The sequence below is a fragment of the Cupriavidus nantongensis genome (genome assembly GCF_001598055.1).
GTDB classification, from domain to species: Bacteria; Pseudomonadota; Gammaproteobacteria; order Burkholderiales; family Burkholderiaceae; genus Cupriavidus; species Cupriavidus nantongensis.
Genome location: NZ_CP014844.1, coordinates 4596816 through 4619440, shown reverse-complemented (window position 1 = coordinate 4619440; position 22625 = coordinate 4596816). Strand labels below are relative to the sequence as shown.

Annotated in this window: 11 protein-coding genes, 4 tRNA genes and 3 rRNA genes; all 18 read left to right on the top strand. The window is 61.5% G+C overall.

Going from position 1 to position 22625, the window contains the following annotated elements; all coding sequences use genetic code 11:
• Nucleotides 1-238: 238 nt before the first annotated feature.
• Nucleotides 239-1772 (top strand): 16S ribosomal RNA (locus A2G96_RS21395).
• 335 nt (nucleotides 1773-2107) lie between these two features.
• Nucleotides 2108-5011 (top strand): 23S ribosomal RNA (locus tag A2G96_RS21390).
• Nucleotides 5012-5126: 115 nt separating this feature from the next.
• Nucleotides 5127-5239, top strand: a 5S ribosomal RNA gene (gene rrf / locus A2G96_RS21385).
• The 16S, 23S and 5S rRNA genes sit together here with 3 tRNA genes alongside, the layout of an rRNA operon.
• Nucleotides 5240-5534: 295 nt before the next feature.
• Nucleotides 5535-5620, top strand: a tRNA-Tyr gene (locus A2G96_RS21380).
• Between the two features lie 51 nt (nucleotides 5621-5671).
• A tRNA-Gly gene (locus A2G96_RS21375) sits at nucleotides 5672-5745 on the top strand.
• A gap of 39 nt (nucleotides 5746-5784) precedes the next feature.
• Nucleotides 5785-5859 (top strand) — tRNA-Thr (locus A2G96_RS21370).
• Between the two features lie 45 nt (nucleotides 5860-5904).
• A complete protein-coding gene (gene tuf, locus A2G96_RS21365; protein ID WP_062801974.1) occupies nucleotides 5905-7095 on the top strand; it encodes an elongation factor Tu in 1191 nt (396 codons plus the stop codon).
• A gap of 83 nt (nucleotides 7096-7178) precedes the next feature.
• Nucleotides 7179-7254 (top strand) — tRNA-Trp (locus A2G96_RS21360).
• Between the two features lie 59 nt (nucleotides 7255-7313).
• On the top strand, nucleotides 7314-7694 hold the full coding sequence (secE, locus tag A2G96_RS21355) for a preprotein translocase subunit SecE (protein WP_012354155.1): 381 nt from the start codon (nucleotides 7314-7316) through the stop codon (nucleotides 7692-7694).
• Nucleotides 7695-7704: 10 nt separating this feature from the next.
• Nucleotides 7705-8286, top strand: coding sequence for a transcription termination/antitermination protein NusG (gene nusG, locus A2G96_RS21350; RefSeq protein ID WP_012354154.1), 582 nt, complete (start codon nucleotides 7705-7707; stop codon nucleotides 8284-8286).
• 162 nt (nucleotides 8287-8448) lie between these two features.
• Nucleotides 8449-8880, top strand: a complete 432-nt coding sequence (gene rplK, locus A2G96_RS21345; RefSeq protein ID WP_010810467.1) for a 50S ribosomal protein L11 — start codon at nucleotides 8449-8451, stop codon at nucleotides 8878-8880.
• The gene (gene rplA / locus A2G96_RS21340) at nucleotides 8881-9576 is read left to right on the top strand and encodes a 50S ribosomal protein L1 (protein WP_012354153.1); all 696 of its coding nucleotides are present in this window, start codon (nucleotides 8881-8883) and stop codon (nucleotides 9574-9576) included.
• Nucleotides 9577-9984: 408 nt separating this feature from the next.
• Entirely contained in the window at nucleotides 9985-10506 is a 522-nt protein-coding gene (rplJ, locus tag A2G96_RS21335; protein WP_062801973.1) for a 50S ribosomal protein L10, read from the top strand.
• A gap of 69 nt (nucleotides 10507-10575) precedes the next feature.
• Nucleotides 10576-10950 carry a 50S ribosomal protein L7/L12 gene (gene rplL, locus A2G96_RS21330; RefSeq protein WP_012354151.1) on the top strand — a complete coding sequence of 125 codons (375 nt, stop codon included), beginning with the start codon at nucleotides 10576-10578 and terminating at the stop codon, nucleotides 10948-10950.
• Nucleotides 10951-11389: 439 nt separating this feature from the next.
• The gene (gene rpoB, locus A2G96_RS21325; protein ID WP_062801972.1) at nucleotides 11390-15496 is read left to right on the top strand and encodes a DNA-directed RNA polymerase subunit beta; all 4107 of its coding nucleotides are present in this window, start codon (nucleotides 11390-11392) and stop codon (nucleotides 15494-15496) included.
• Between the two features lie 114 nt (nucleotides 15497-15610).
• Entirely contained in the window at nucleotides 15611-19852 is a 4242-nt protein-coding gene (rpoC, locus tag A2G96_RS21320) for a DNA-directed RNA polymerase subunit beta' (RefSeq protein WP_018003796.1), read from the top strand.
• Between the two features lie 200 nt (nucleotides 19853-20052).
• Nucleotides 20053-21900: a DNA helicase RecQ gene (gene recQ / locus A2G96_RS21315; RefSeq protein WP_062801971.1), complete on the top strand. Its 1848-nt coding sequence runs from the start codon at nucleotides 20053-20055 to the stop codon at nucleotides 21898-21900.
• Between the two features lie 333 nt (nucleotides 21901-22233).
• Nucleotides 22234-22611 (top strand): 30S ribosomal protein S12, encoded by a 378-nt coding sequence (gene rpsL / locus A2G96_RS21310; RefSeq protein ID WP_006576501.1) that lies wholly within the window; start codon nucleotides 22234-22236, stop codon nucleotides 22609-22611.
• The last annotated feature ends 14 nt before the right edge of the window (nucleotides 22612-22625 follow it).

Below are 22625 nucleotides of genomic sequence, written 5' to 3'. Positions count from 1 at the left end.
GCTGCTGACAACGCAGCGCGCTGAACGGCAAAGCCGGTGAGCGAAGTTCTTTAACAAACAAACAACCGATAAGTGTGGGCGCTTGATAGCGGATGCGAAAGACTTCGGTCTTTTAGCTTAAAAGTTATACAGTGCTCGCACAGCAAAACGTGACTGGGTCTTCGGATCTGGTCAGTCAGTTTTCTGAGAGTGAGCGACCGCTCGAAAGAGCGAGGGTCTACGGACCCACACAGAGATTGAACTGAAGAGTTTGATCCTGGCTCAGATTGAACGCTGGCGGCATGCCTTACACATGCAAGTCGAACGGCAGCGCGGGCTTCGGCCTGGCGGCGAGTGGCGAACGGGTGAGTAATACATCGGAACGTGCCCTGTCGTGGGGGATAACTAGTCGAAAGATTAGCTAATACCGCATACGACCCGAGGGTGAAAGCGGGGGACCGGTAACGGCCTCGCGCGATAGGAGCGGCCGATGTCTGATTAGCTAGTTGGTGGGGTAAAGGCCTACCAAGGCGACGATCAGTAGCTGGTCTGAGAGGACGATCAGCCACACTGGGACTGAGACACGGCCCAGACTCCTACGGGAGGCAGCAGTGGGGAATTTTGGACAATGGGGGCAACCCTGATCCAGCAATGCCGCGTGTGTGAAGAAGGCCTTCGGGTTGTAAAGCACTTTTGTCCGGAAAGAAATGGCCTGGGCTAATACCTCGGGTCGATGACGGTACCGGAAGAATAAGCACCGGCTAACTACGTGCCAGCAGCCGCGGTAATACGTAGGGTGCGAGCGTTAATCGGAATTACTGGGCGTAAAGCGTGCGCAGGCGGTTTGATAAGACAGGCGTGAAATCCCCGGGCTCAACCTGGGAATGGCGCTTGTGACTGTCAGGCTAGAGTGCGTCAGAGGGGGGTAGAATTCCACGTGTAGCAGTGAAATGCGTAGAGATGTGGAGGAATACCGATGGCGAAGGCAGCCCCCTGGGACGTGACTGACGCTCATGCACGAAAGCGTGGGGAGCAAACAGGATTAGATACCCTGGTAGTCCACGCCCTAAACGATGTCAACTAGTTGTTGGGGATTCATTTCTTCAGTAACGTAGCTAACGCGTGAAGTTGACCGCCTGGGGAGTACGGTCGCAAGATTAAAACTCAAAGGAATTGACGGGGACCCGCACAAGCGGTGGATGATGTGGATTAATTCGATGCAACGCGAAAAACCTTACCTACCCTTGACATGCCACTAACGAAGCAGAGATGCATCAGGTGCCCGAAAGGGAAAGTGGACACAGGTGCTGCATGGCTGTCGTCAGCTCGTGTCGTGAGATGTTGGGTTAAGTCCCGCAACGAGCGCAACCCTTGTCTCTAGTTGCTACGAAAGGGCACTCTAGAGAGACTGCCGGTGACAAACCGGAGGAAGGTGGGGATGACGTCAAGTCCTCATGGCCCTTATGGGTAGGGCTTCACACGTCATACAATGGTGCGTACAGAGGGTTGCCAACCCGCGAGGGGGAGCTAATCCCAGAAAACGCATCGTAGTCCGGATCGTAGTCTGCAACTCGACTACGTGAAGCTGGAATCGCTAGTAATCGCGGATCAGCATGCCGCGGTGAATACGTTCCCGGGTCTTGTACACACCGCCCGTCACACCATGGGAGTGGGTTTTGCCAGAAGTAGTTAGCCTAACCGCAAGGAGGGCGATTACCACGGCAGGGTTCATGACTGGGGTGAAGTCGTAACAAGGTAGCCGTATCGGAAGGTGCGGCTGGATCACCTCCTTTCAGAGCGTGCAGCCAACGTTGAGCGTCCACACTTATCGGTAGTTTGTTGGTTAAGGCCAGATGGCCAAATGCAAGCGCTTAAGCTTTGAGCGTTTGCATTTGGCATTGCCAAGCGAGCGCGGGTCTGACCTGCGGATCGGCTGTTCTTTAACAATATGGGATGTAGTAAAGGTGTCGCGGTGCTTTGATGAGAAGCACAGTAGTTGAACGCGATACCGGGTTGTGATTGTATCAACCAAATGTATTTTAAAGTGATCGAAAGATGACTTGGAATACGGCACAAATGCGAGAACTCAACCTGTAGTGAGCGTGTCGATGAGACACACTTGTTATAGGGTCAAGCGAACAAGTGCATGTGGTGGATGCCTTGGCGATCACAGGCGATGAAGGACGCGGTAGCCTGCGAAAAGCTTCGGGGAGCTGGCAAACGAGCTTTGATCCGGAGATGTCCGAATGGGGAAACCCGGCCCGTATGGGTCATCCCACACTGAATCCATAGGTGTGGGAAGCGAACGCGGCGAACTGAAACATCTAAGTAGCTGCAGGAACAGAAATCAACCGAGATTCCCAAAGTAGTGGCGAACGAAATGGGAACAGCCTTGTACTCTTTAGCAGTGGTGTTAGCAGAACGGGATGGAAAGCCCGGCCATAGCAGGTGATAGCCCTGTATGCGAAAACACGATTGTGGAACTAGGTGTACGACAAGTAGGGCGGGACACGTGAAATCCTGTCTGAAGATGGGGGGACCATCCTCCAAGGCTAAATACTCGTGATCGACCGATAGTGAACCAGTACCGTGAGGGAAAGGCGAAAAGAACCCCGGGAGGGGAGTGAAATAGATCCTGAAACCGCATGCATACAAACAGTCGGAGCCCTTTCGGGGGTGACGGCGTACCTTTTGTATAATGGGTCAGCGACTTACATTCAGTGGCAAGCTTAACCGGTTAGGGAAGGCGTAGCGAAAGCGAGTCCGAACAGGGCGTTGAGTCGCTGGGTGTAGACCCGAAACCAGATGATCTATCCATGGCCAGGTTGAAGGTGCGGTAACACGTACTGGAGGACCGAACCCACTAACGTTGAAAAGTTAGGGGATGAGCTGTGGATAGGGGTGAAAGGCTAAACAAATCTGGAAATAGCTGGTTCTCTCCGAAAACTATTTAGGTAGTGCCTCGTGTCTCACCTTCGGGGGTAGAGCACTGTCATGGTTGGGGGGTCTATTGCTGATTACCCCGCCATAGCAAACTCCGAATACCGAAGAGTGCAATCACGGGAGACAGACATCGGGTGCTAACGTCCGGTGTCAAGAGGGAAACAACCCAGACCGCCAGCTAAGGTCCCAAAGATTGGCTAAGTGGGAAACGAAGTGGGAAGGCTAAAACAGTCAGGAGGTTGGCTTAGAAGCAGCCCCAGTCACCGAAGCTGCGGACGCGTGCGTTCCTTTAAGTGCACCAAGCTTGTCGATGCGCAGCATCGACAAAGCCACCAACAATGATCGCTGGTGGTCGTGCTAGTGGATTTAAAGGAGCGCACGCGTGGTAGGAGAGCGTTCTGTAAGCCTGTGAAGGTGTCTTGTAAAGGATGCTGGAGGTATCAGAAGTGCGAATGCTGACATGAGTAGCGATAAAGGGGGTGAAAGGCCCCCTCGCCGTAAGCCCAAGGTTTCCTACGCAACGTTCATCGGCGTAGGGTGAGTCGGCCCCTAAGGCGAGGCAGAGATGCGTAGCTGATGGGAAGCAGGTTAATATTCCTGCACCGTCGTATGATGCGATGGGGGGACGGATCGCGGAAGGTTCTCCGGGTGTTGGAAGTCCCGGTCCCTGTAGTGGAGAAGGCGCTTAGGCAAATCCGGGCGCGTAATTCAAGGCTACGGGGCGAGCGGCCTAGTGCTGCGAAGCAATTGGAAGTGGTTCCAAGAAAAGCCTCTAAGCTTCAGTCATACGAGACCGTACCGCAAACCGACACAGGTGGGCGAGATGAGTATTCTAAGGCGCTTGAGAGAACTCGGGAGAAGGAACTCGGCAAATTGGTACCGTAACTTCGGGATAAGGTACGCCCTGGTAGCTTGACTGGCCTGCGCCAGAAGGGTGAAGGGGTTGCAATAAAATGGTGGCTGCGACTGTTTAATAAAAACACAGCACTCTGCAAACACGAAAGTGGACGTATAGGGTGTGACGCCTGCCCGGTGCCGGAAGATTAAATGATGGGGTGCAAGCTCTTGATTGAAGTCCCGGTAAACGGCGGCCGTAACTATAACGGTCCTAAGGTAGCGAAATTCCTTGTCGGGTAAGTTCCGACCTGCACGAATGGCGTAACGATGGCCACACTGTCTCCTCCCGAGACTCAGCGAAGTTGAAGTGTTTGTGATGATGCAATCTCCCCGCGGCTAGACGGAAAGACCCCATGAACCTTTACTGTAGCTTTGCATTGGACTTTGAACCGATCTGTGTAGGATAGGTGGGAGGCTTTGAAGCGTGGACGCCAGTTCACGTGGAGCCGTCCTTGAAATACCACCCTGGTTTGTTTGAGGTTCTAACCTTGGCCCGTGAATCCGGGTCGGGGACAGTGCATGGTAGGCAGTTTGACTGGGGCGGTCTCCTCCCAAAGTGTAACGGAGGAGTTCGAAGGTACGCTTGGTACGGTCGGACATCGTACCTAAAGTGCAATGGCAAAAGCGTGCTTAACTGCGAGACCGACAAGTCGAGCAGGTGCGAAAGCAGGACATAGTGATCCGGTGGTTCTGAATGGAAGGGCCATCGCTCAACGGATAAAAGGTACTCTGGGGATAACAGGCTGATACCGCCCAAGAGTTCATATCGACGGCGGTGTTTGGCACCTCGATGTCGGCTCATCTCATCCTGGGGCTGTAGCCGGTCCCAAGGGTATGGCTGTTCGCCATTTAAAGAGGTACGTGAGCTGGGTTTAAAACGTCGTGAGACAGTTTGGTCCCTATCTGCCGTGGGCGTTGGAATCTTGACGGGGGCTGCTCCTAGTACGAGAGGACCGGAGTGGACGTACCGCTGGTGTACCTGTTGTCTCGCCAGAGGCATCGCAGGGTAGCTATGTACGGAAGAGATAACCGCTGAAAGCATCTAAGCGGGAAACTCGCCTGAAGATGAGGATTCCCTGGAGGCTTGACCTCCTTGAAGGGTCGTTCGAGACCAGGACGTTGATAGGCTGGGTGTGGAAGCGCAGTAATGCGTTAAGCTAACCAGTACTAATTGCCCGTAAGGCTTGATCCTATAACCAGTGTGTTTCACCTGGTTGAGCGTCGCCTTGTGCCTCGATACACGCACAACCAACACTACATCCCGATTCGTGATGCTGGCCTCAACCCCAGCGTCACAACCCCTCATGCCTGGTGACCATAGCGAGCCGGAACCACCCCTTCCCATCCCGAACAGGACCGTGAAACAGCTCCGCGCCGATGATAGTGCGGATTCCCGTGTGAAAGTAGGTCATCGCCAGGCTCTTATTGTGCAAAACCCCTCGACAGCGTGTGCTGCGAGGGGTTTTTGCTTTTCCGTCGCCTGTTCGGAACGGCGTCGAACAAGCTCCGCCAGGCCGCTCCAGAGCCGCCAGGAGCCGTCCTGCAAAGCCCCCTATAGGGTGAGAACGCAGAAATCTAAACTGCGCTTGTGGGAGCGGTCAGGCAGCGCCAGACGCCACGCCGGAACGCCCTCCCGATTCCCTGGCAGCACAGCATCCGCAACGGAAAGTGCTTGACAGGAGCGGCGAGGAAGCCCATAATCGATAGTTCTCTGCGGAGAGGTGCCCGAGTGGCTAAAGGGGGCAGACTGTAAATCTGTTGGCTTACGCCTACGCTGGTTCGAATCCAGCCCTCTCCACCAGAATGCAAGACAGCAGCCGGCAACGCCGGTGAAGAAGCAGGAAAGACCCAGGCGGGTGTAGCTCAATGGTAGAGCAGAAGCCTTCCAAGCTTACGACGAGGGTTCGATTCCCTTCACCCGCTCCAGTCGCGCGGTTGCTGTCATAAAGTAGTACGTCTAGTTTCGCCCATGTGGCTCAGTGGTAGAGCACTCCCTTGGTAAGGGAGAGGTCGGCAGTTCGATCCTGCCCATGGGCACCAAATACCACGCACTGGCAATATCGCTACCGAGACAGGAGTCGCGAAATGGCAAAGGAAAAGTTCGAGCGGACCAAGCCGCACGTGAACGTTGGTACGATTGGTCACGTTGACCATGGCAAGACCACGCTGACCGCAGCGATCGCCACGGTGCTGGCAGCGAAGTTCGGTGGTGCGGCCAAGAAGTACGACGAAATCGACGCAGCGCCGGAAGAGAAGGCCCGCGGTATTACCATCAATACCGCCCACGTCGAATACGAGACGGCCAACCGCCACTACGCGCACGTTGACTGCCCGGGCCACGCCGACTACGTCAAGAACATGATCACCGGTGCCGCCCAGATGGACGGCGCGATCCTGGTGTGCTCGGCCGCTGACGGCCCGATGCCGCAGACCCGCGAGCACATCCTGCTGGCCCGTCAGGTCGGCGTGCCGTACATCATCGTGTTCCTGAACAAGTGCGACATGGTGGACGACGCCGAACTGCTCGAGCTGGTCGAGATGGAAGTGCGCGAGCTGCTGAGCAAGTACGAGTTCCCCGGCGACGACACCCCGATCATCAAGGGTTCGGCCAAGCTGGCGCTGGAAGGCGACAAGGGCGACCTGGGCGAAGAAGCCATCATGCGCCTGGCCGACGCGCTGGACACCTACATCCCGACGCCGGAGCGTGCCGTTGACGGTACCTTCCTGATGCCGGTGGAAGACGTGTTCTCGATCTCGGGTCGCGGCACCGTGGTGACCGGCCGTATCGAGCGCGGCATCATCAAGGTCGGCGAGGAAATCGAAATCGTCGGTATCAAGCCGACCGTGAAGACCACCTGCACCGGCGTGGAAATGTTCCGCAAGCTGCTGGACCAGGGCCAGGCTGGCGACAACGTCGGTCTGCTGCTGCGCGGCACCAAGCGTGAAGACGTCGAGCGCGGCCAGGTGCTGTGCAAGCCGGGTTCGATCAAGCCGCACACCCACTTCACCGGCGAGGTGTACATCCTGTCGAAGGACGAAGGCGGCCGTCACACCCCGTTCTTCAACAACTACCGCCCGCAGTTCTACTTCCGTACCACCGACGTGACCGGCTCGATCGAGCTGCCGAAGGACAAGGAAATGGTCATGCCGGGTGACAACGTGTCGATCACCGTCAAGCTGATCGCCCCGATCGCCATGGAAGAAGGCCTGCGCTTCGCCATCCGCGAAGGTGGCCGTACCGTCGGCGCCGGCGTCGTGGCAAAGATCCTCGACTAAGCTGTTCGATAGCGAATGCGGCACCAACCGGCCGCATTCGTTGCCAGAGGGGTTGGCGCAAGCGTCGACCCCGAAGTTGTTTTAGGGGTATAGCTCAACTGGCAGAGCGTCGGTCTCCAAAACCGAAGGTTGGGGGTTCGATTCCCTCTGCCCCTGCCAAATCAATCAGCCGCGTCGCGAGGAACAATCGTGACGCGGCTTAGTCTCGTTTGCGAAACATGGCCAATCCCAATGTTGAAACCGTGAATGCCAGCAGCGGCAAGTGGATGCTTGGCGTCGCGGTGCTGCTGGTGGTGGCGGGCGTCATCGGTTTCTATGCACTGGCACAGCAACCGTCTTATGTACGTGGCGCCGCACTGTTCGGTGGTATTGCACTGGGTATCGTGGTTGCGCTGGTGTCGGCACCGGGCAAGGACTTTATCGGGTTCGCCAAGGAATCGTATCGGGAAGTTCGCAAGGTCGTCTGGCCGACGCGCAAGGAAGCCGGGCAGATGACGGGACTGGTCTTTGTCTTTGTCGTCGTCATGGCCCTGTTCCTGTGGTCGGCGGACAAGCTCATCGAGTGGGTGGTGTTCTCGCTCGTGCTGGGCTGGAAATAAGAGGTAGCACATGACGGATAACGCCCAGCAGGAAACCGCCGCGCCGGAATCGCCTTCGTCGAAGAAGCGCTGGTATGTGGTGCATGCCTACTCCGGCATGGAGAAGAGCGTGCAACGCGCGCTGCAGGAGCGCATCGAGCGCGCCGAGATGCAGGACAAGTTTGGCCGCATCCTGGTGCCGTCCGAAGAAGTGGTGGAAATCAAGGGTGGCCACAAGTCGGTCACCGAGCGTCGTTTCTTCCCCGGCTACGTGCTGGTGGAAATGGAAATGACCGACGAGACCTGGCACCTGGTGAAGAACACCAGCAAGGTTACCGGTTTCGTGGGCGGCGCCCGCAATCGCCCGAGCCCGATTTCGCAGCGCGAAGTCGACAAGATCATGACCCAGATGCAGGAAGGGGTCGAGAAGCCGCGTCCCAAGACGCTCTTCGAAGTGGGCGAAATGGTGCGCGTCAAGGACGGCCCGTTCACCGACTTCAACGGCAACGTCGAGGAAGTGAACTACGAGAAATCGCGCCTGCGCGTCTCCGTCACGATCTTCGGGCGCGCCACGCCGGTCGAGCTCGAGTTCGGCCAGGTCGAGAAGGTTTAAGGAATTTGCCGGTTGTCGGTCGCAAGGCCGACAACGGGCAACGGCAGCGCCCCAGGGTGCTGCCAAAGAGGAGCGTGAGGCCGTGCCACCGGTGCGGCGACAGCGCGTTACGACTCAACAGGATCGCAACCCCTGCGTGGAGCGATCCGGATTGGAGTAGAGATGGCCAAGAAGATCATTGGCTTTATCAAGCTGCAAATTCCGGCTGGTAAGGCAAATCCCTCCCCGCCCGTTGGTCCCGCACTGGGTCAGCGTGGTCTGAACATCATGGAGTTCTGCAAGGCGTTCAACGCCCAGACCCAGGGTATGGAACCCGGTCTGCCGGTGCCGGTGGTGATTACCGCCTTCGCCGACAAGAGCTTCACCTTCGTGATGAAGTCGCCGCCGGCGACCGTGCTGATCAAGAAGGCAGCCGGCATCACCAAGGGTTCGCCGAAGCCCCACACCGACAAGGTTGGCAAGATCACCCGCGCCCAGGCTGAAGAAATCGCCAAGGCCAAGAACGCTGACCTGACCGCCGCCGACCTGGACGCCGCCGTGCGTACCATCGCCGGTTCGGCTCGTTCGATGGGCATCACCGTGGAGGGTCTGTAAATGGCTAAGGTTTCCAAGCGCGTCGCCGCCAACAAGGCGAAGATCGAGCGTACCAAGTTCTACCCGATCGACGAGGCCCTGGGCCTGGTGAAGGGCTGCGCCTCGGCGAAGTTCGACGAGTCGATCGACGTGGCCGTGCAACTGGGCATCGACGCCAAGAAGTCGGACCAGGTGGTGCGTGGTTCGGTGGTGCTGCCTGCCGGTACCGGCAAGTCGGTGCGCGTGGCCGTGTTCGCCCAGGGCGACAAGGCCGAGGCCGCCAAGGCCGCCGGTGCCGACATCGTCGGCATGGAAGACCTGGCTGAGCAAGTCAAGGCCGGCAACCTGAACTTCGACGTCGTGATCGCCTCGCCGGACACGATGCGTATCGTCGGTACGCTGGGCCAGATCCTGGGCCCGCGCGGCCTGATGCCGAACCCGAAGGTCGGTACCGTGACCCCCGACGTGGCCCAGGCCGTGAAGAACGCCAAGGCCGGTCAGGTCCAGTTCCGTGTCGACAAGGCCGGTATCATCCACGCCACCATCGGCCGCCGTTCGTTCGAAGACGCCGCGCTGAAGAGCAACCTGGCCGCGCTGCTGGACGCGCTGGTCAAGGCCAAGCCGGCCACCAGCAAGGGCGTGTACCTGCGCAAGGTCGCGGTCTCGTCGACCATGGGCGTTGGCGTGCGTGTCGACCAGGCTACGCTGGCAGCCTGAGCTGACGGCAGATTGCTGACCGGAACCCGATAACACCGGTCGGCAAGCAAGAATTGAAGACCCTGGCCAGTGGCGAGGGTCGTCTCCGGACCGCAAGGAAAGGAGCAAGGCTTTGGGCAGTGGTGCCGGGTTCGATGCGCAAGCATCGCCGGTACCGCTGGTTATCAAAGACCGCTGGTGTCCTTGTCCGCGGCAGCAGGGCGGAAAGGGCTTAATCGATCGGAGCGGGAGTTCAGGCGTTAAGCCTGGGCCATGTTATCCGGCCAGCCAGCGCAGATGGCGCACCCGAAGGGATTGATGAAGCCGGGCCTCGACCCGGATGATTCGGGCCAATCGGACGCCGTTCGTTTGTGCTGACGTGAAGGCTCCGGTATTGCCGGAGACCCAGCGTCATTTTGGAGCTTAACCGTGCCACTCAATATTGAAGATAAGAAGGCCGTCGTTGCTGAGGTCTCGGCGCAAGTCGCCAAGGCCCAGACCATCGTCGTCGCCGAATATCGCGGCATTGCGGTTGGCGATCTGACCAAGCTGCGTGCTACCGCTCGCCAGCAAGGCGTGTACCTGCGCGTTCTGAAGAACACGCTGGCCCGCCGTGCCGTCGAAGGTACGCCGTTTGCAGGCCTCGCAGAGCAGATGACCGGTCCGCTGATCTACGGTATTTCCGAAGATGCAGTGGCCTCGGCCAAGGTTCTGAACGACTTCGCCAAGACCAACGACAAGCTGGTCCTGCGCGCCGGGTCGTATGACGGCAAGGTTCTCGACGCTGCCGCCGTGAAGGCGCTGGCCTCGATCCCGAGCCGCGACGAACTGATTGCTCAGCTGCTGGGCGTGATGCAGGCACCGGTGTCGGGCTTCGCCCGTCTGCTGGCTGCTCTGGCCGCCAAGAAGGCAGAAGGCGCTCCCGCGGAAGCGGAAGCTGCCGGCGCCTAAGGCAATCCAGGCCGCGCATCGCAAGATCGCATTACCGATACCGAATCAAATCTAGTAGGAGTATTTCAAATGGCAATCACCAAAGACGACATCCTGGAAGCCGTTGGCGCGATGTCCGTGATGGAACTGAACGACCTGGTCAAGGCGTTCGAAGAGAAGTTTGGCGTGTCGGCCGCTGCCATGGCCGTGGCTGCTGCTCCGGGCGCTGCCGGTGCTGCTGCTGCCGAAGAGCAGACCGAGTTCAACGTGATCCTGGCCGAAGTCGGCGCCAACAAGGTTGGCGTGATTAAGGCTGTTCGCGAAATCACCGGCCTGGGCCTGAAGGAAGCCAAGGACCTGGTCGATGGCGCACCGAAGCCCGTCAAGGAAGGCGTGGACAAGGCTGCTGCTGCCGAAGCCAAGAAGAAGCTGGAAGACGCCGGCGCCAAGGTCGACGTCAAGTAATGCTGTACTCGCGTGCCCTCGCGGCACGCGAATGGGGCTGGCAAAGGGAAATTCCCGGCGCCAGCCTTTTTGCGCTTGTGCGATTGTGTTTTAGTCACCACTCGACACAGCGCTGATGTGCGAGTAACGCAGTAAAAGTGATGTTTGCGATTCGCGGCGACGGTGGATTTGCCGGCGAGTCAGCAGAGGCCAAACATCAGTGGCACACTAAGTGGTTGCTGCTGATGTTTGTCTTCTGAACCGACTGCAGAAGACAAGTTTGGTCGGGTGTCCCCCGGGCGAGTACAGGCGTTGCGCTTGAGCGACGACCACACCGCCCGCAGCGTGCGGACACCGTCAGCCAGAGGTTGGTAGCGGCCAACCGCCAAATCCCCTCCCAGTCGCTGAACACCTCAGGTCCGGCCAGGTCCAGCCAGCCCTGCGATGATTCGGAGATCCCATGGCGTACAGCTTCACCGAAAAGAAGCGCATTCGCAAAAGCTTTGCGAAGCGCGCGACGGTACATCAGGTTCCATTCCTGCTTGCCACCCAGATTGAATCCTACACCCAGTTCTTGCAAGCGGATACGCCACCCGCACGTCGCAAGACCGAAGGCCTCCAGGCCGCTTTCAACGCAATTTTCCCGATCTCCTCGCATAACGGGCTTGCCCGTATGGAGTTCGTCTCGTATCACCTGTCCAACCCGCCGTTCGACGTCAAGGAATGCCAGCAGCGTGGCCTGACGTTCCATTCGGCGCTGCGCGCCAAGGTTCGCCTGATCATCAACGATCGCGAGAACCCGGGCAAGGTCAAGGAAGTGAAGGAGCAGGAAGTCTACATGGGCGAGATTCCGCTCATGACTTCCACGGGTTCGTTCGTCATCAACGGCACCGAGCGTGTCATCGTCTCGCAGCTGCACCGCTCGCCGGGCGTGTTCTTCGAGCACGACAAGGGCAAGACCCACAGTTCGGGCAAGCTGCTGTTCTCGGCCCGCATCATCCCCTACCGCGGTTCGTGGCTGGACTTCGAATTCGATCCGAAGGACATCCTGTACTTCCGCGTCGACCGCCGCCGCAAGATGCCGGTGACGATCCTGCTGAAGTCGATCGGCCTGACCCCGGAACAGATCCTGGCGCACTTCTTCGTGTTCGACAACTTCACGCTGCAGTCGGAAGGCGCGCAGCTGGAGTTCGTGCCCGAGCGCCTGCGCGGTGAAGTCGCGCGCTTCGACATCGCCGACAAGAACGGCCGCGTGGTGGTCGAGAAGGACAAGCGGATCAACGCCAAGCACATCCGCGACCTGGATTCGGCCGGCACCAAGCTGATCAGCGTGCCGGAAGACTACCTGCTGGGCCGCGTGCTGGCCAAGAACATCATCGACCCGGATACCGGCGAGGTGATTGCCAACGCTAACGACGAGCTGACCGAAGCGCTGCTGGAAAACCTGCGCGAAGCCGGCGTCAAGCAGATCCAGACCCTGTACACCAACGACCTGGACCAGGGCCCGTACATGTCGCAGACCCTGCGCGTGGACGAGACCGCCGACCAGACCGCTGCGCAGATCGCGATCTACCGCATGATGCGCCCGGGCGAGCCGCCGACCGAAGAAGCCGTGGAAGCGCTGTTCCAGCGCCTGTTCTACAGCGAAGAGTCGTACGACCTGTCGCGCGTGGGCCGCATGAAGGTCAACAGCCGCCTGGGCCGCCCCAGCGGCGAAGGCGCCATGGTGCTGCAGGACGAGGACATCCTCGAGACCATCAAGATCCTGGTCAACCTGCGCAACGGCAAGGGCGAGGTCGATGACATCGACCACCTGGGCAACCGTCGCGTGCGTTGCGTCGGCGAACTGGCCGAGAACCAGTTCCGCGCCGGCCTGTCGCGTGTGGAGCGTGCCGTCAAGGAACGTCTGGGCCAGGCCGAGACCGAGAACCTGATGCCGCACGACCTGATCAACTCGAAGCCGATCTCGTCGGCAATCCGCGAGTTCTTCGGTTCGTCGCAGCTGTCGCAGTTCATGGACCAGACCAACCCGCTGTCCGAGATCACGCACAAGCGCCGCGTCTCCGCACTGGGCCCGGGCGGCCTGACGCGCGAGCGCGCCGGCTTTGAAGTCCGCGACGTGCACCCGACCCACTATGGCCGCGTGTGCCCGATCGAAACGCCGGAAGGACCGAACATTGGTCTGATCAACTCGCTGGCACTGTATGCCCGCCTGAACGAATACGGCTTCCTGGAAACGCCGTACCGCAAGGTGGTCGACAGCAAGCTGACCGACGAGGTCGACTACCTGTCGGCGATCGAGGAAGGCAAGTACGTGGTGGCGCAGGCCAACGCGACCGTCGATGCCGACGGCAACCTGATCGACGAGCTGGTGTCGGCGCGCGAAGGCTCCGAGCGTGAAACCCGTATGGTGACGCCGGACCGCGTGCAATACATCGACGTGGCGCCGTCGCAGATCGTGTCGGCCGCTGCCTCGCTGGTGCCGTTCCTGGAACACGATGACGCGAACCGTGCACTGATGGGCGCGAACATGCAGCGTCAGGCCGTGCCTTGCCTGCGTCCGGACAAGCCGCTGGTCGGCACCGGCATCGAGCGTACCGTTGCGGTCGACTCGGGCACCGCCGTGCAGGCGATGCGTGGCGGCGTGGTCGACTACGTCGACGCGATGCGTATCGTGATCCGCGTGAACGACGACGAAGCCGTGGCCGGTGAAGTCGGCGTGGACATCTACAACCTGATCAAGTACACGCGCTCGAACCAGAACACCAACATCAACCAGCGTCCGATGGTCAAGGTGGGCGACCACGTGGCCCGCGGCGACGTCATCGCCGACGGCGCCTCGACCGACCTGGGCGAACTGGCCCTGGGCCAGAACATGCTGGTGGCGTTCATGCCGTGGAACGGCTACAACTTCGAGGATTCGATCCTGATCTCGGAGCGCGTGGTGGCTGAAGACCGCTATACCTCGATCCACATCGAGGAACTGTCGGTCGTCGCCCGCGACACCAAGCTGGGACCGGAAGAAATCACGCGCGATATCTCGAACCTGGCCGAAGCCCAGCTGGCGCGGCTGGACGAATCGGGCATCACCTACATCGGTGCCGAGGTCGAAGCCGGCGACGTGCTGGTGGGCAAGGTCACGCCCAAGGGCGAGACCCAGCTGACCCCGGAAGAGAAGCTGCTGCGCGCGATCTTCGGCGAGAAGGCGTCGGACGTGAAGGACACCTCGCTGCGCGTGCCGTCGGGCATGAGCGGCATCGTGATCGACGTCCAGGTCTTCACCCGCGAAGGCGTGACCCGCGACAAGCGTGCCCAGTCGATCATCGACGACGAACTGAAGCGCTACCGCCTGGACCTGAACGACCAGCTGCGTATCGTGGAAGGCGACGCGTTCCAGCGTCTGGAGCGTCTGCTGGTCGACAAGACCGTCAACGGCGGCCCGAAGAAGCTGGCCAAGGGTGCCAAGATCACCAAGGAGTACCTGGCGGACATCGACAAGTACCACTGGTTCGACATCCGCCCGGCCGACGAGGAACTGGCTGCCCAGCTGGAAGCCGTCAAGGAAGCCATCGAGCAGAAGCGCCACGAGTTCGACCTGGCCTTCGAAGAGAAGCGCAAGAAGCTGACGCAGGGCGACGAACTGCCGCCGGGCGTGATCAAGATGGTCAAGGTCTACCTGGCCGTCAAGCGCCGCCTGCAGCCTGGCGACAAGATGGCCGGCCGTCACGGTAACAAGGGTGTGGTGTCGAAGATCGTGCCGATCGAAGACATGCCGTACATGGCGGACGGTACCCCGGCCGACATCGTGCTGAACCCGCTGGGCGTGCCGTCGCGGATGAACGTGGGCCAGATCCTGGAAACCCACCTGGGCTGGGCCGCGCGCGGCCTGGGCCAGCGCATCGGCGACATGCTCAAGGCGCAGGCCAAGGCGCAGGAACTGCGCACGCTGCTCTCGCAGATCTACAACGAGAGCGGCAAGCCGGAAGACCTCGACAGCCTGTCCGACGCCGAAGTGCTGGAACTGGCGAACAACCTGAAGAAGGGCGTGCCGTTTGCGACCCCGGTGTTCGACGGTGCCCACGAGGACGAAATCCGCCGCATGCTGGACCTGGCCTACCCGGACGACGTCGCCCGCGAAAAGGGCCTGACGGCTTCCAAGCAGCAGGTCACGCTGTTCGACGGCCGCACCGGCGAAGCGTTCGAGCGTCCGGTCACGCTGGGTGTGATGCACATGCTGAAGCTGCACCACCTGGTCGACGACAAGATGCACGCGCGTTCGACCGGCCCGTACTCGCTCGTCACGCAGCAGCCGCTGGGTGGTAAGGCGCAGTTCGGTGGCCAGCGCTTCGGTGAGATGGAAGTGTGGGCACTGGAAGCCTACGGCGCGTCGTACGTGCTGCAGGAAATGCTGACGGTCAAGTCCGATGACGTGAACGGCCGTACCAAGGTGTACGAGAACATCGTCAAGGGCGAGCACTCGATCGACGCCGGCATGCCGGAATCGTTCAACGTGCTGGTGAAGGAAATCCGCTCGCTGGGTATCGACATCGACCTCGATCGCTACTGATCGAGACGATGCGGGTGCCGGCCACGGCGGGCACCCACCAGCGAAGGATTTCCCACAGGATGAATGCCATCGACCCGGACAGACTCCGGGACGGTGGCGAAACAAGGAGTTGCAATGAAAGCATTGCTCGATCTCTTTAAGCAGGTACAGCAGGAAGAGCAGTTCGACGCGATCAAGATCGGCCTGGCCTCGCCCGAGAAGATCCGTTCGTGGTCGTACGGCGAAGTGAAGAAGCCGGAAACGATCAACTACCGTACGTTCAAGCCGGAACGCGACGGCCTGTTCTGCGCCAAGATCTTTGGCCCGATCAAGGACTACGAGTGCCTGTGCGGCAAGTACAAGCGCCTGAAGCACCGTGGCGTGATCTGCGAGAAGTGCGGCGTTGAAGTGACGCTGGCCAAGGTGCGCCGCGAGCGCATGGGCCACATCGAACTGGCCGCCCCCACCGCGCACATCTGGTTCCTGAAGTCGCTGCCGTCGCGCCTGGGCATGGTCCTGGACATGACGCTGCGCGACATCGAGCGCGTGCTGTACTTCGAAGCATTCGTGGTGATCGAACCCGGCATGACTCCGCTCAAGAAGAGCCAGATCATGTCCGAAGACGACTACCTGGCGAAGTGCGACGAGTACGGCGAGGGCGAGTTCGTCGCCATGATGGGTGCCGAGGGCATCCGCGAACTGCTGCGCGGCATCGACATCGAGAAGCAGATCGAACAGATCCGCGCCGAGCTGCAGGCCACCGGTTCCGAAGCCAAGATCAAGAAGTTCGCCAAGCGCCTGAAGGTGCTCGAGGCCTTCCAGCGTTCGGGCATCAAGCCCGAGTGGATGATCCTCGAGGTGCTGCCGGTACTGCCGCCCGAGCTGCGCCCGCTGGTGCCGCTGGACGGCGGCCGCTTCGCGACCTCGGACCTGAACGACCTGTACCGCCGCGTCATCAACCGTAACAACCGCCTGAAGCGCCTGCTGGAGCTGAAGGCCCCCGAGATCATCGTGCGCAACGAAAAGCGCATGCTGCAGGAAGCGGTTGACTCGCTGCTGGACAACGGCCGTCGCGGCAAGGCGATGACCGGCGCCAACAAGCGTCCGCTGAAGTCCCTGGCCGAAATGATCAAGGGCAAGGGCGGTCGTTTCCGTCAGAACCTGCTGGGCAAGCGCGTCGACTACTCGGGCCGTTCGGTCATCGTGGTGGGCCCGACGCTGAAGCTGCACCAGTGCGGCCTGCCCAAGCTGATGGCGCTCGAGCTGTTCAAGCCGTTCATCTTCCACAAGCTGGAAACGATGGGCATCGCCACCACCATCAAGGCGGCGAAGAAGGAAGTCGAAAGCCAGACCCCGGTGGTGTGGGACATCCTCGAAGAGGTGATCCGCGAGCACCCGGTGATGCTGAACCGTGCGCCGACGCTGCACCGCCTGGGCATCCAGGCGTTCGAGCCGGTGCTGATCGAAGGCAAGGCGATCCAGCTGCACCCGCTGGTCTGCGCGGCGTTCAACGCCGACTTCGACGGTGACCAGATGGCCGTCCACGTGCCGCTGTCGCTGGAAGCGCAGATGGAAGCCCGCACCCTGATGCTGGCCTCCAACAACGTGCTGTTCCCGGCCAACGGCGACCCGTCGATCGTGCCGTCGCAGGACGTGGTGCTGGGCCTGTACTACACCACCCGCGACAAGATCAACGGCAAGGGCGAGGGCATGACCTTCGCCGACATCAGCGAAGTGATCCGCGCGTACGAGAACAAGGAAGTCGAACTGGCTTCGCGCGTGAACGTGCGTATCACCGAGTATGAGCTGGTCGACAAGGACGCCGAGGGCGACGCGCGTTTCGCGCCCAAGATCACGCTGCAGGCCACCACGGTCGGCCGCGCGATCCTGTCCGAGATCCTGCCGAAGGGCCTGCCGTTCTCGGTGCTGAACAAGCCGCTGAAGAAGAAGGAAATCTCGCGCCTGATCAACACGGCGTTCCGCCGCTGCGGCCTGCGCGAGACCGTGATCTTCGCCGACAAGCTGCTGCAGTCGGGCTTCCGCCTGGCGACCCGCGCCGGTATCTCGATCGCGATCGACGATATGCTGGTGCCGCCGGCCAAGGAAAAGATCATCGCCGAGGCCTCGGCCAAGGTGAAGGAATACGACAAGCAGTACATGTCGGGCCTGGTGACCGACCAGGAGCGCTACAACAACGTCGTTGACATCTGGGGCGCCGCCGGCGACCAGGTGGGCAAGGCGATGATGGAGCAGCTGCAGCACGAAGACGTGGTCGACCGCGAAGGCAAGACCGTGAAGCAGGAGTCGTTCAACTCCATCTACATGATGGCCGACTCGGGCGCACGGGGTTCCGCCGCGCAGATCCGCCAGCTGGCCGGCATGCGCGGCCTGATGGCCAAGCCGGATGGCTCGATCATTGAAACGCCGATTACGGCGAACTTCCGTGAAGGCCTGAACGTTCTGCAGTACTTCATCTCGACCCACGGCGCCCGTAAGGGCCTGGCCGATACGGCACTGAAGACCGCGAACTCGGGTTACCTGACCCGTCGCCTGGTCGACGTGACGCAGGATCTGGTCGTGGTCGAAGACGATTGCGGCACCTCCAACGGCGTGGCCATGAAGGCCCTGGTCGAAGGCGGTGAAGTGATCGAAGCCCTGCGCGACCGTATCCTCGGCCGCGTGACCGTGGCCGACGTGGTCAACCCGGAAACCCAGGAAACCGCGATCGAAGCCGGCACGCTGCTGGACGAAGACCTGGTCGAGCTGATCGACAACATCGGCGTCGACGAAGTCAAGGTCCGCACCCCGCTGTCGTGCGACACACGCTACGGCCTGTGCGCCAAGTGCTACGGCCGCGACCTCGGCCGCGGCGTGCTGGTGAACTCGGGCGAAGCGGTGGGCGTGATCGCCGCGCAGTCGATCGGCGAGCCGGGCACGCAGCTGACCATGCGTACCTTCCACATCGGTGGTGCGGCGTCGCGTGCGGCAGTGGCCTCGAGCGTGGAAGCGAAGGCGACCGGTACGGTGCGCTTCACCGCGACCATGCGCTACGTGACCAACGCCAAGGGCGAACTGATCGTGATCTCGCGTTCGGGCGAGGCGCTGATCACCGACGACCACGGCCGCGAGCGCGAGCGCCACAAGATCCCGTACGGCGCCACGCTGCTGGTGCAGGACGGCCAGTCGATCAAGGCCGGCACGCAACTGGCGACCTGGGACGCGCTGACGCGCCCGATCGTTTCGGAGTACTCGGGCACGATCAAGTTCGAGAACGTCGAAGAGGGCGTGACCGTCGCCAAGCAGATGGACGAAGTGACGGGCCTGTCGACCCTGGTGGTGATCGACGCCAAGCGCCGCACGGCTGCAACCAAGGGCATCCGCCCGCAGGTGAAGCTGCTCGACGCCAACGGCCAGGAAGTGAAGATCCCCGGCACGGACCACTCCGTGACCATCGGCTTCCAGGTCGGCGCACTGATTACCGTGAAGGACGGCCAGCAGGTGCACGTGGGTGAAGTGCTCGCGCGGATCCCGACCGAATCGCAGAAGACCCGCGACATTACCGGTGGTCTGCCGCGTGTGGCCGAGCTGTTCGAAGCGCGTTCGCCGAAGGACGCCGCCGTGCTGGCGGAAGTCACCGGCACGACCTCGTTCGGCAAGGACACCAAGGGCAAGCAGCGCCTGGTCATCACCGACCTGGACGGCAATGCCCACGAGTTCCTGATCGCGAAGGAAAAGCAGGTGCTGGTGCACGACGGCCAGGTGGTGAACAAGGGCGAAATGATCGTGGAAGGTCCGGCGGACCCGCACGACATCCTGCGCCTGAAGGGCATCGAAGAGCTGGCGCACTACATCGTCGACGAAGTCCAGGACGTGTACCGTCTGCAGGGCGTGAAGATCAACGACAAGCACATCGAGGTGATCGTTCGCCAGATGCTGCGCCGTGTTCAGATCGTCGATGTGGGCGACACCAAGTTCATCCCGGGTGAACAGGTGGAGCGTTCGGAACTGCTCGACGAGAACGACCGCGTGATCGCCGAAGGCAAGCGTCCGGCGACCTACGAGAACCTGCTGCTGGGTATTACCAAGGCGTCGCTGTCGACCGACAGCTTCATCTCGGCGGCATCGTTCCAGGAAACCACGCGCGTGCTGACCGAAGCCGCGATCATGGGCAAGACCGACGACCTGCGTGGCCTGAAGGAAAACGTGATCGTCGGCCGCCTGATCCCGGCCGGTACCGGCCTGGCCTACCACCGTGCCCGCAAGGCGCGCGAGGCCTCCGAGCGCGAACGCGCCCAGGCGATCGCCGAAGAAGAGCAGTCGCTCTTCATCGAGCCGCCGGTGGTGCAGGCGACCGAGGGCGAAGGCGACAACGCCTGATCCCGTTGCAGTGATGACCGCCGCAAGGCGGACCAAAGCCCGGCTGATCCAGCCGGGCTTTTTTTTCGTCCGCGCACGGCGCCGAGGCCTTCGTGGCAAACATCGGTGAGAAACATCCGAGAGTTTGCCGCGCAGGCGCGGCGGCGGCCCCCCTTAGTGGTAAGGTTACGGCTTTTCCGGCTCCAGCATTTCCGTTGTCCATGTCGCAAGCACTGGCGATCCTCAAGGATGTCTTCGGCTACCACGCCTTCCGCGGGCGCCAGGCCGAGATCATCGACCACGTCGCCACCGGCGGCGATTGCCTGGTGCTGATGCCGACCGGCGGCGGCAAGTCGCTGTGCTACCAGATCCCGGCGCTGCTGCGCCAGCGCGCCGGCGATGGTGTCGGCATCGTGGTGTCGCCGCTGATCGCGCTGATGCAGGACCAGGTCGCGGCGCTGACCGAGGCCGGCGTGCGCGCCGCGGTGCTCAACTCGACGCTGACCGGCGCCGAGGCCTCGGCGGTCGAGCGGGATCTGCTGGCCGGGCGCATCGAGATCCTCTACGTGGCGCCGGAACGGCTGATGACGCCGCGCTTCCTCGACCTGCTGGAGCGCACCCGCGTCGGCCTGTTCGCGATCGACGAAGCCCACTGCGTGTCGCAATGGGGCCACGACTTCCGCCCCGAGTACATCCAGCTGTCGGTGCTGCACGAGCGCTTCCCGTACGTGCCGCGCATTGCGCTGACTGCGACCGCCGACGCGCTGACGCGCGACGAGATCGTCGAGCGGCTGGCGCTGCACGACGCGCGCATCTTCATCTCCAGCTTCGACCGGCCCAACATCCGCTACCGCATCGTCGAGAAGGACAATGCGCGCCAGCAGCTGCTGGCCTTTATCAAGGCCGAACATACCGCGGCCGACGGCACCCACGACAGCGGCATCGTCTATTGCCTGTCGCGCAAGAAGGTCGAGGACACCGCGCAGTGGCTGAGCGGCCACGGCATCAACGCGCTCGCCTACCATGCCGGCATGGACGCCCAGGTGCGCCAGCACCACCAGGCGCGCTTCCGCGAAGAGGAAGGCCTGGTAATGGTGGCGACGATCGCCTTCGGCATGGGCATCGACAAGCCCGACGTACGCTTTGTCGCCCACCTGGACCTGCCCAAGAGCATGGAGGGCTATTACCAGGAAACCGGCCGCGCCGGCCGCGACGGGCTGCCCGCCAATGCCTGGATGGCCTACGGCCTGGGCGACGTGGTGCAGCAGAAGCGCATGATCGACGAATCCGAGGCCGACGAGGCGTTCAAGCGCGTGTCGTCGTCCAAGCTCGATGCGCTGCTGGGTTTGTGCGAAACCGCCGGCTGCCGGCGCCAGCGCATCCTGGCGTACTTCAACGAAGCCAGCGAACCGTGCGGCAACTGCGATACCTGCCTCGAGCCGCCGGCCACGTGGGACGGCACGCGCGAGGCGCAGATGGCGCTGTCGTGCGTCTACCGCACCGCGCAGGCCAGCCGCGTGCACTTTGGCGCCACCCACCTGATCGACGTGCTGCGCGGCAATGCCTCGGAAAAGATCAGGCAATGGGGCCATGACAAGGTCTCGACCTTCGGCATCGGCAAGGACCGCTCGGTGCATGAGTGGCACACGGTGTTCCGCCAGCTGATCGCGCAGGGCTTGCTGACCATCGACCACGGCGGCCATGGCGCGCTGCTGCTGGGCGAAGACGCGCGCGCGGTGCTCAAGGGCGAGCGCCAGATCATCCTGCGCCGCCAGGCTGCCAGGCCGGGCAAGTCCGGCGAGCGCGCGGCGCGCGGCACCCGCATCGACCATACCGCCGACATGGACGCCGATACGCTGGCCAACTGGGAAGCGCTGCGGCGCTGGCGCACCGAGGCCGCGCGCGAGCATGGCGTGCCGGCCTACGTGATCTTCCATGACGCCACGCTGGCCGAACTGGCGCGCACCGCGCCGGATTCGCTGTCGGCGATGCAAGGCATTCCCGGGATCGGCGCCTCCAAGCTGGAGCGCTACGGGCAGGGTATCCTCGACACGCTGCGCGGGGCCTAGCCGCCAGGTCTGCCAGTCGGTATACGGCTTGACGGTATACGATTCCGCTGCTAGGATGCCAGATTCGAGTTTTTGGCTTTGGATTTCGCTCGCCCGTCGGATAAGTGGCCTTCAGGTCGCTGCCGGCAAGCCTACCGGACTGGGTTTCCATGGACGGGTGGCGGCAGACGCGGGATCCGGGTGCCGGCTCGCGCTCTTTGGCATGCTGTTACCGCACAGTCCCGTCTGCAGAGCGCCCGCTCACCTCTCCCGTCCAAAACCCGTAGTTGCCTCTCCAGCCTGGCGCATGCCGGCACGAGGGGCGTTTTTCGTAAAACCAAGCTGGATTGAACAATGCCAACTATCAACCAACTGGTTCGCAAGCCGCGCGTCTCGGAAGTCATCAAGAGCAAGAGCCCGGCGCTTGAGAACTGCCCCCAGCGCCGTGGCGTGTGCACCCGCGTGTACACCACGACGCCGAAGAAGCCGAACTCGGCACTGCGTAAGGTCGCCAAGGTGCGCCTGACCAACGGTTTCGAAGTCATTTCGTACATCGGCGGTGAAGGCCACAACCTGCAGGAACACTCGGTCGTGCTGATCCGCGGCGGCCGTGTGAAGGATCTGCCGGGTGTGCGTTACCACATCGTCCGTGGCTCGCTGGACCTGCAAGGCGTGAAGGACCGCAAGCAGGCCCGTTCGAAGTACGGCGCGAAGCGTCCGAAGGCAGCCTAAGTTTCGGCAGCCTG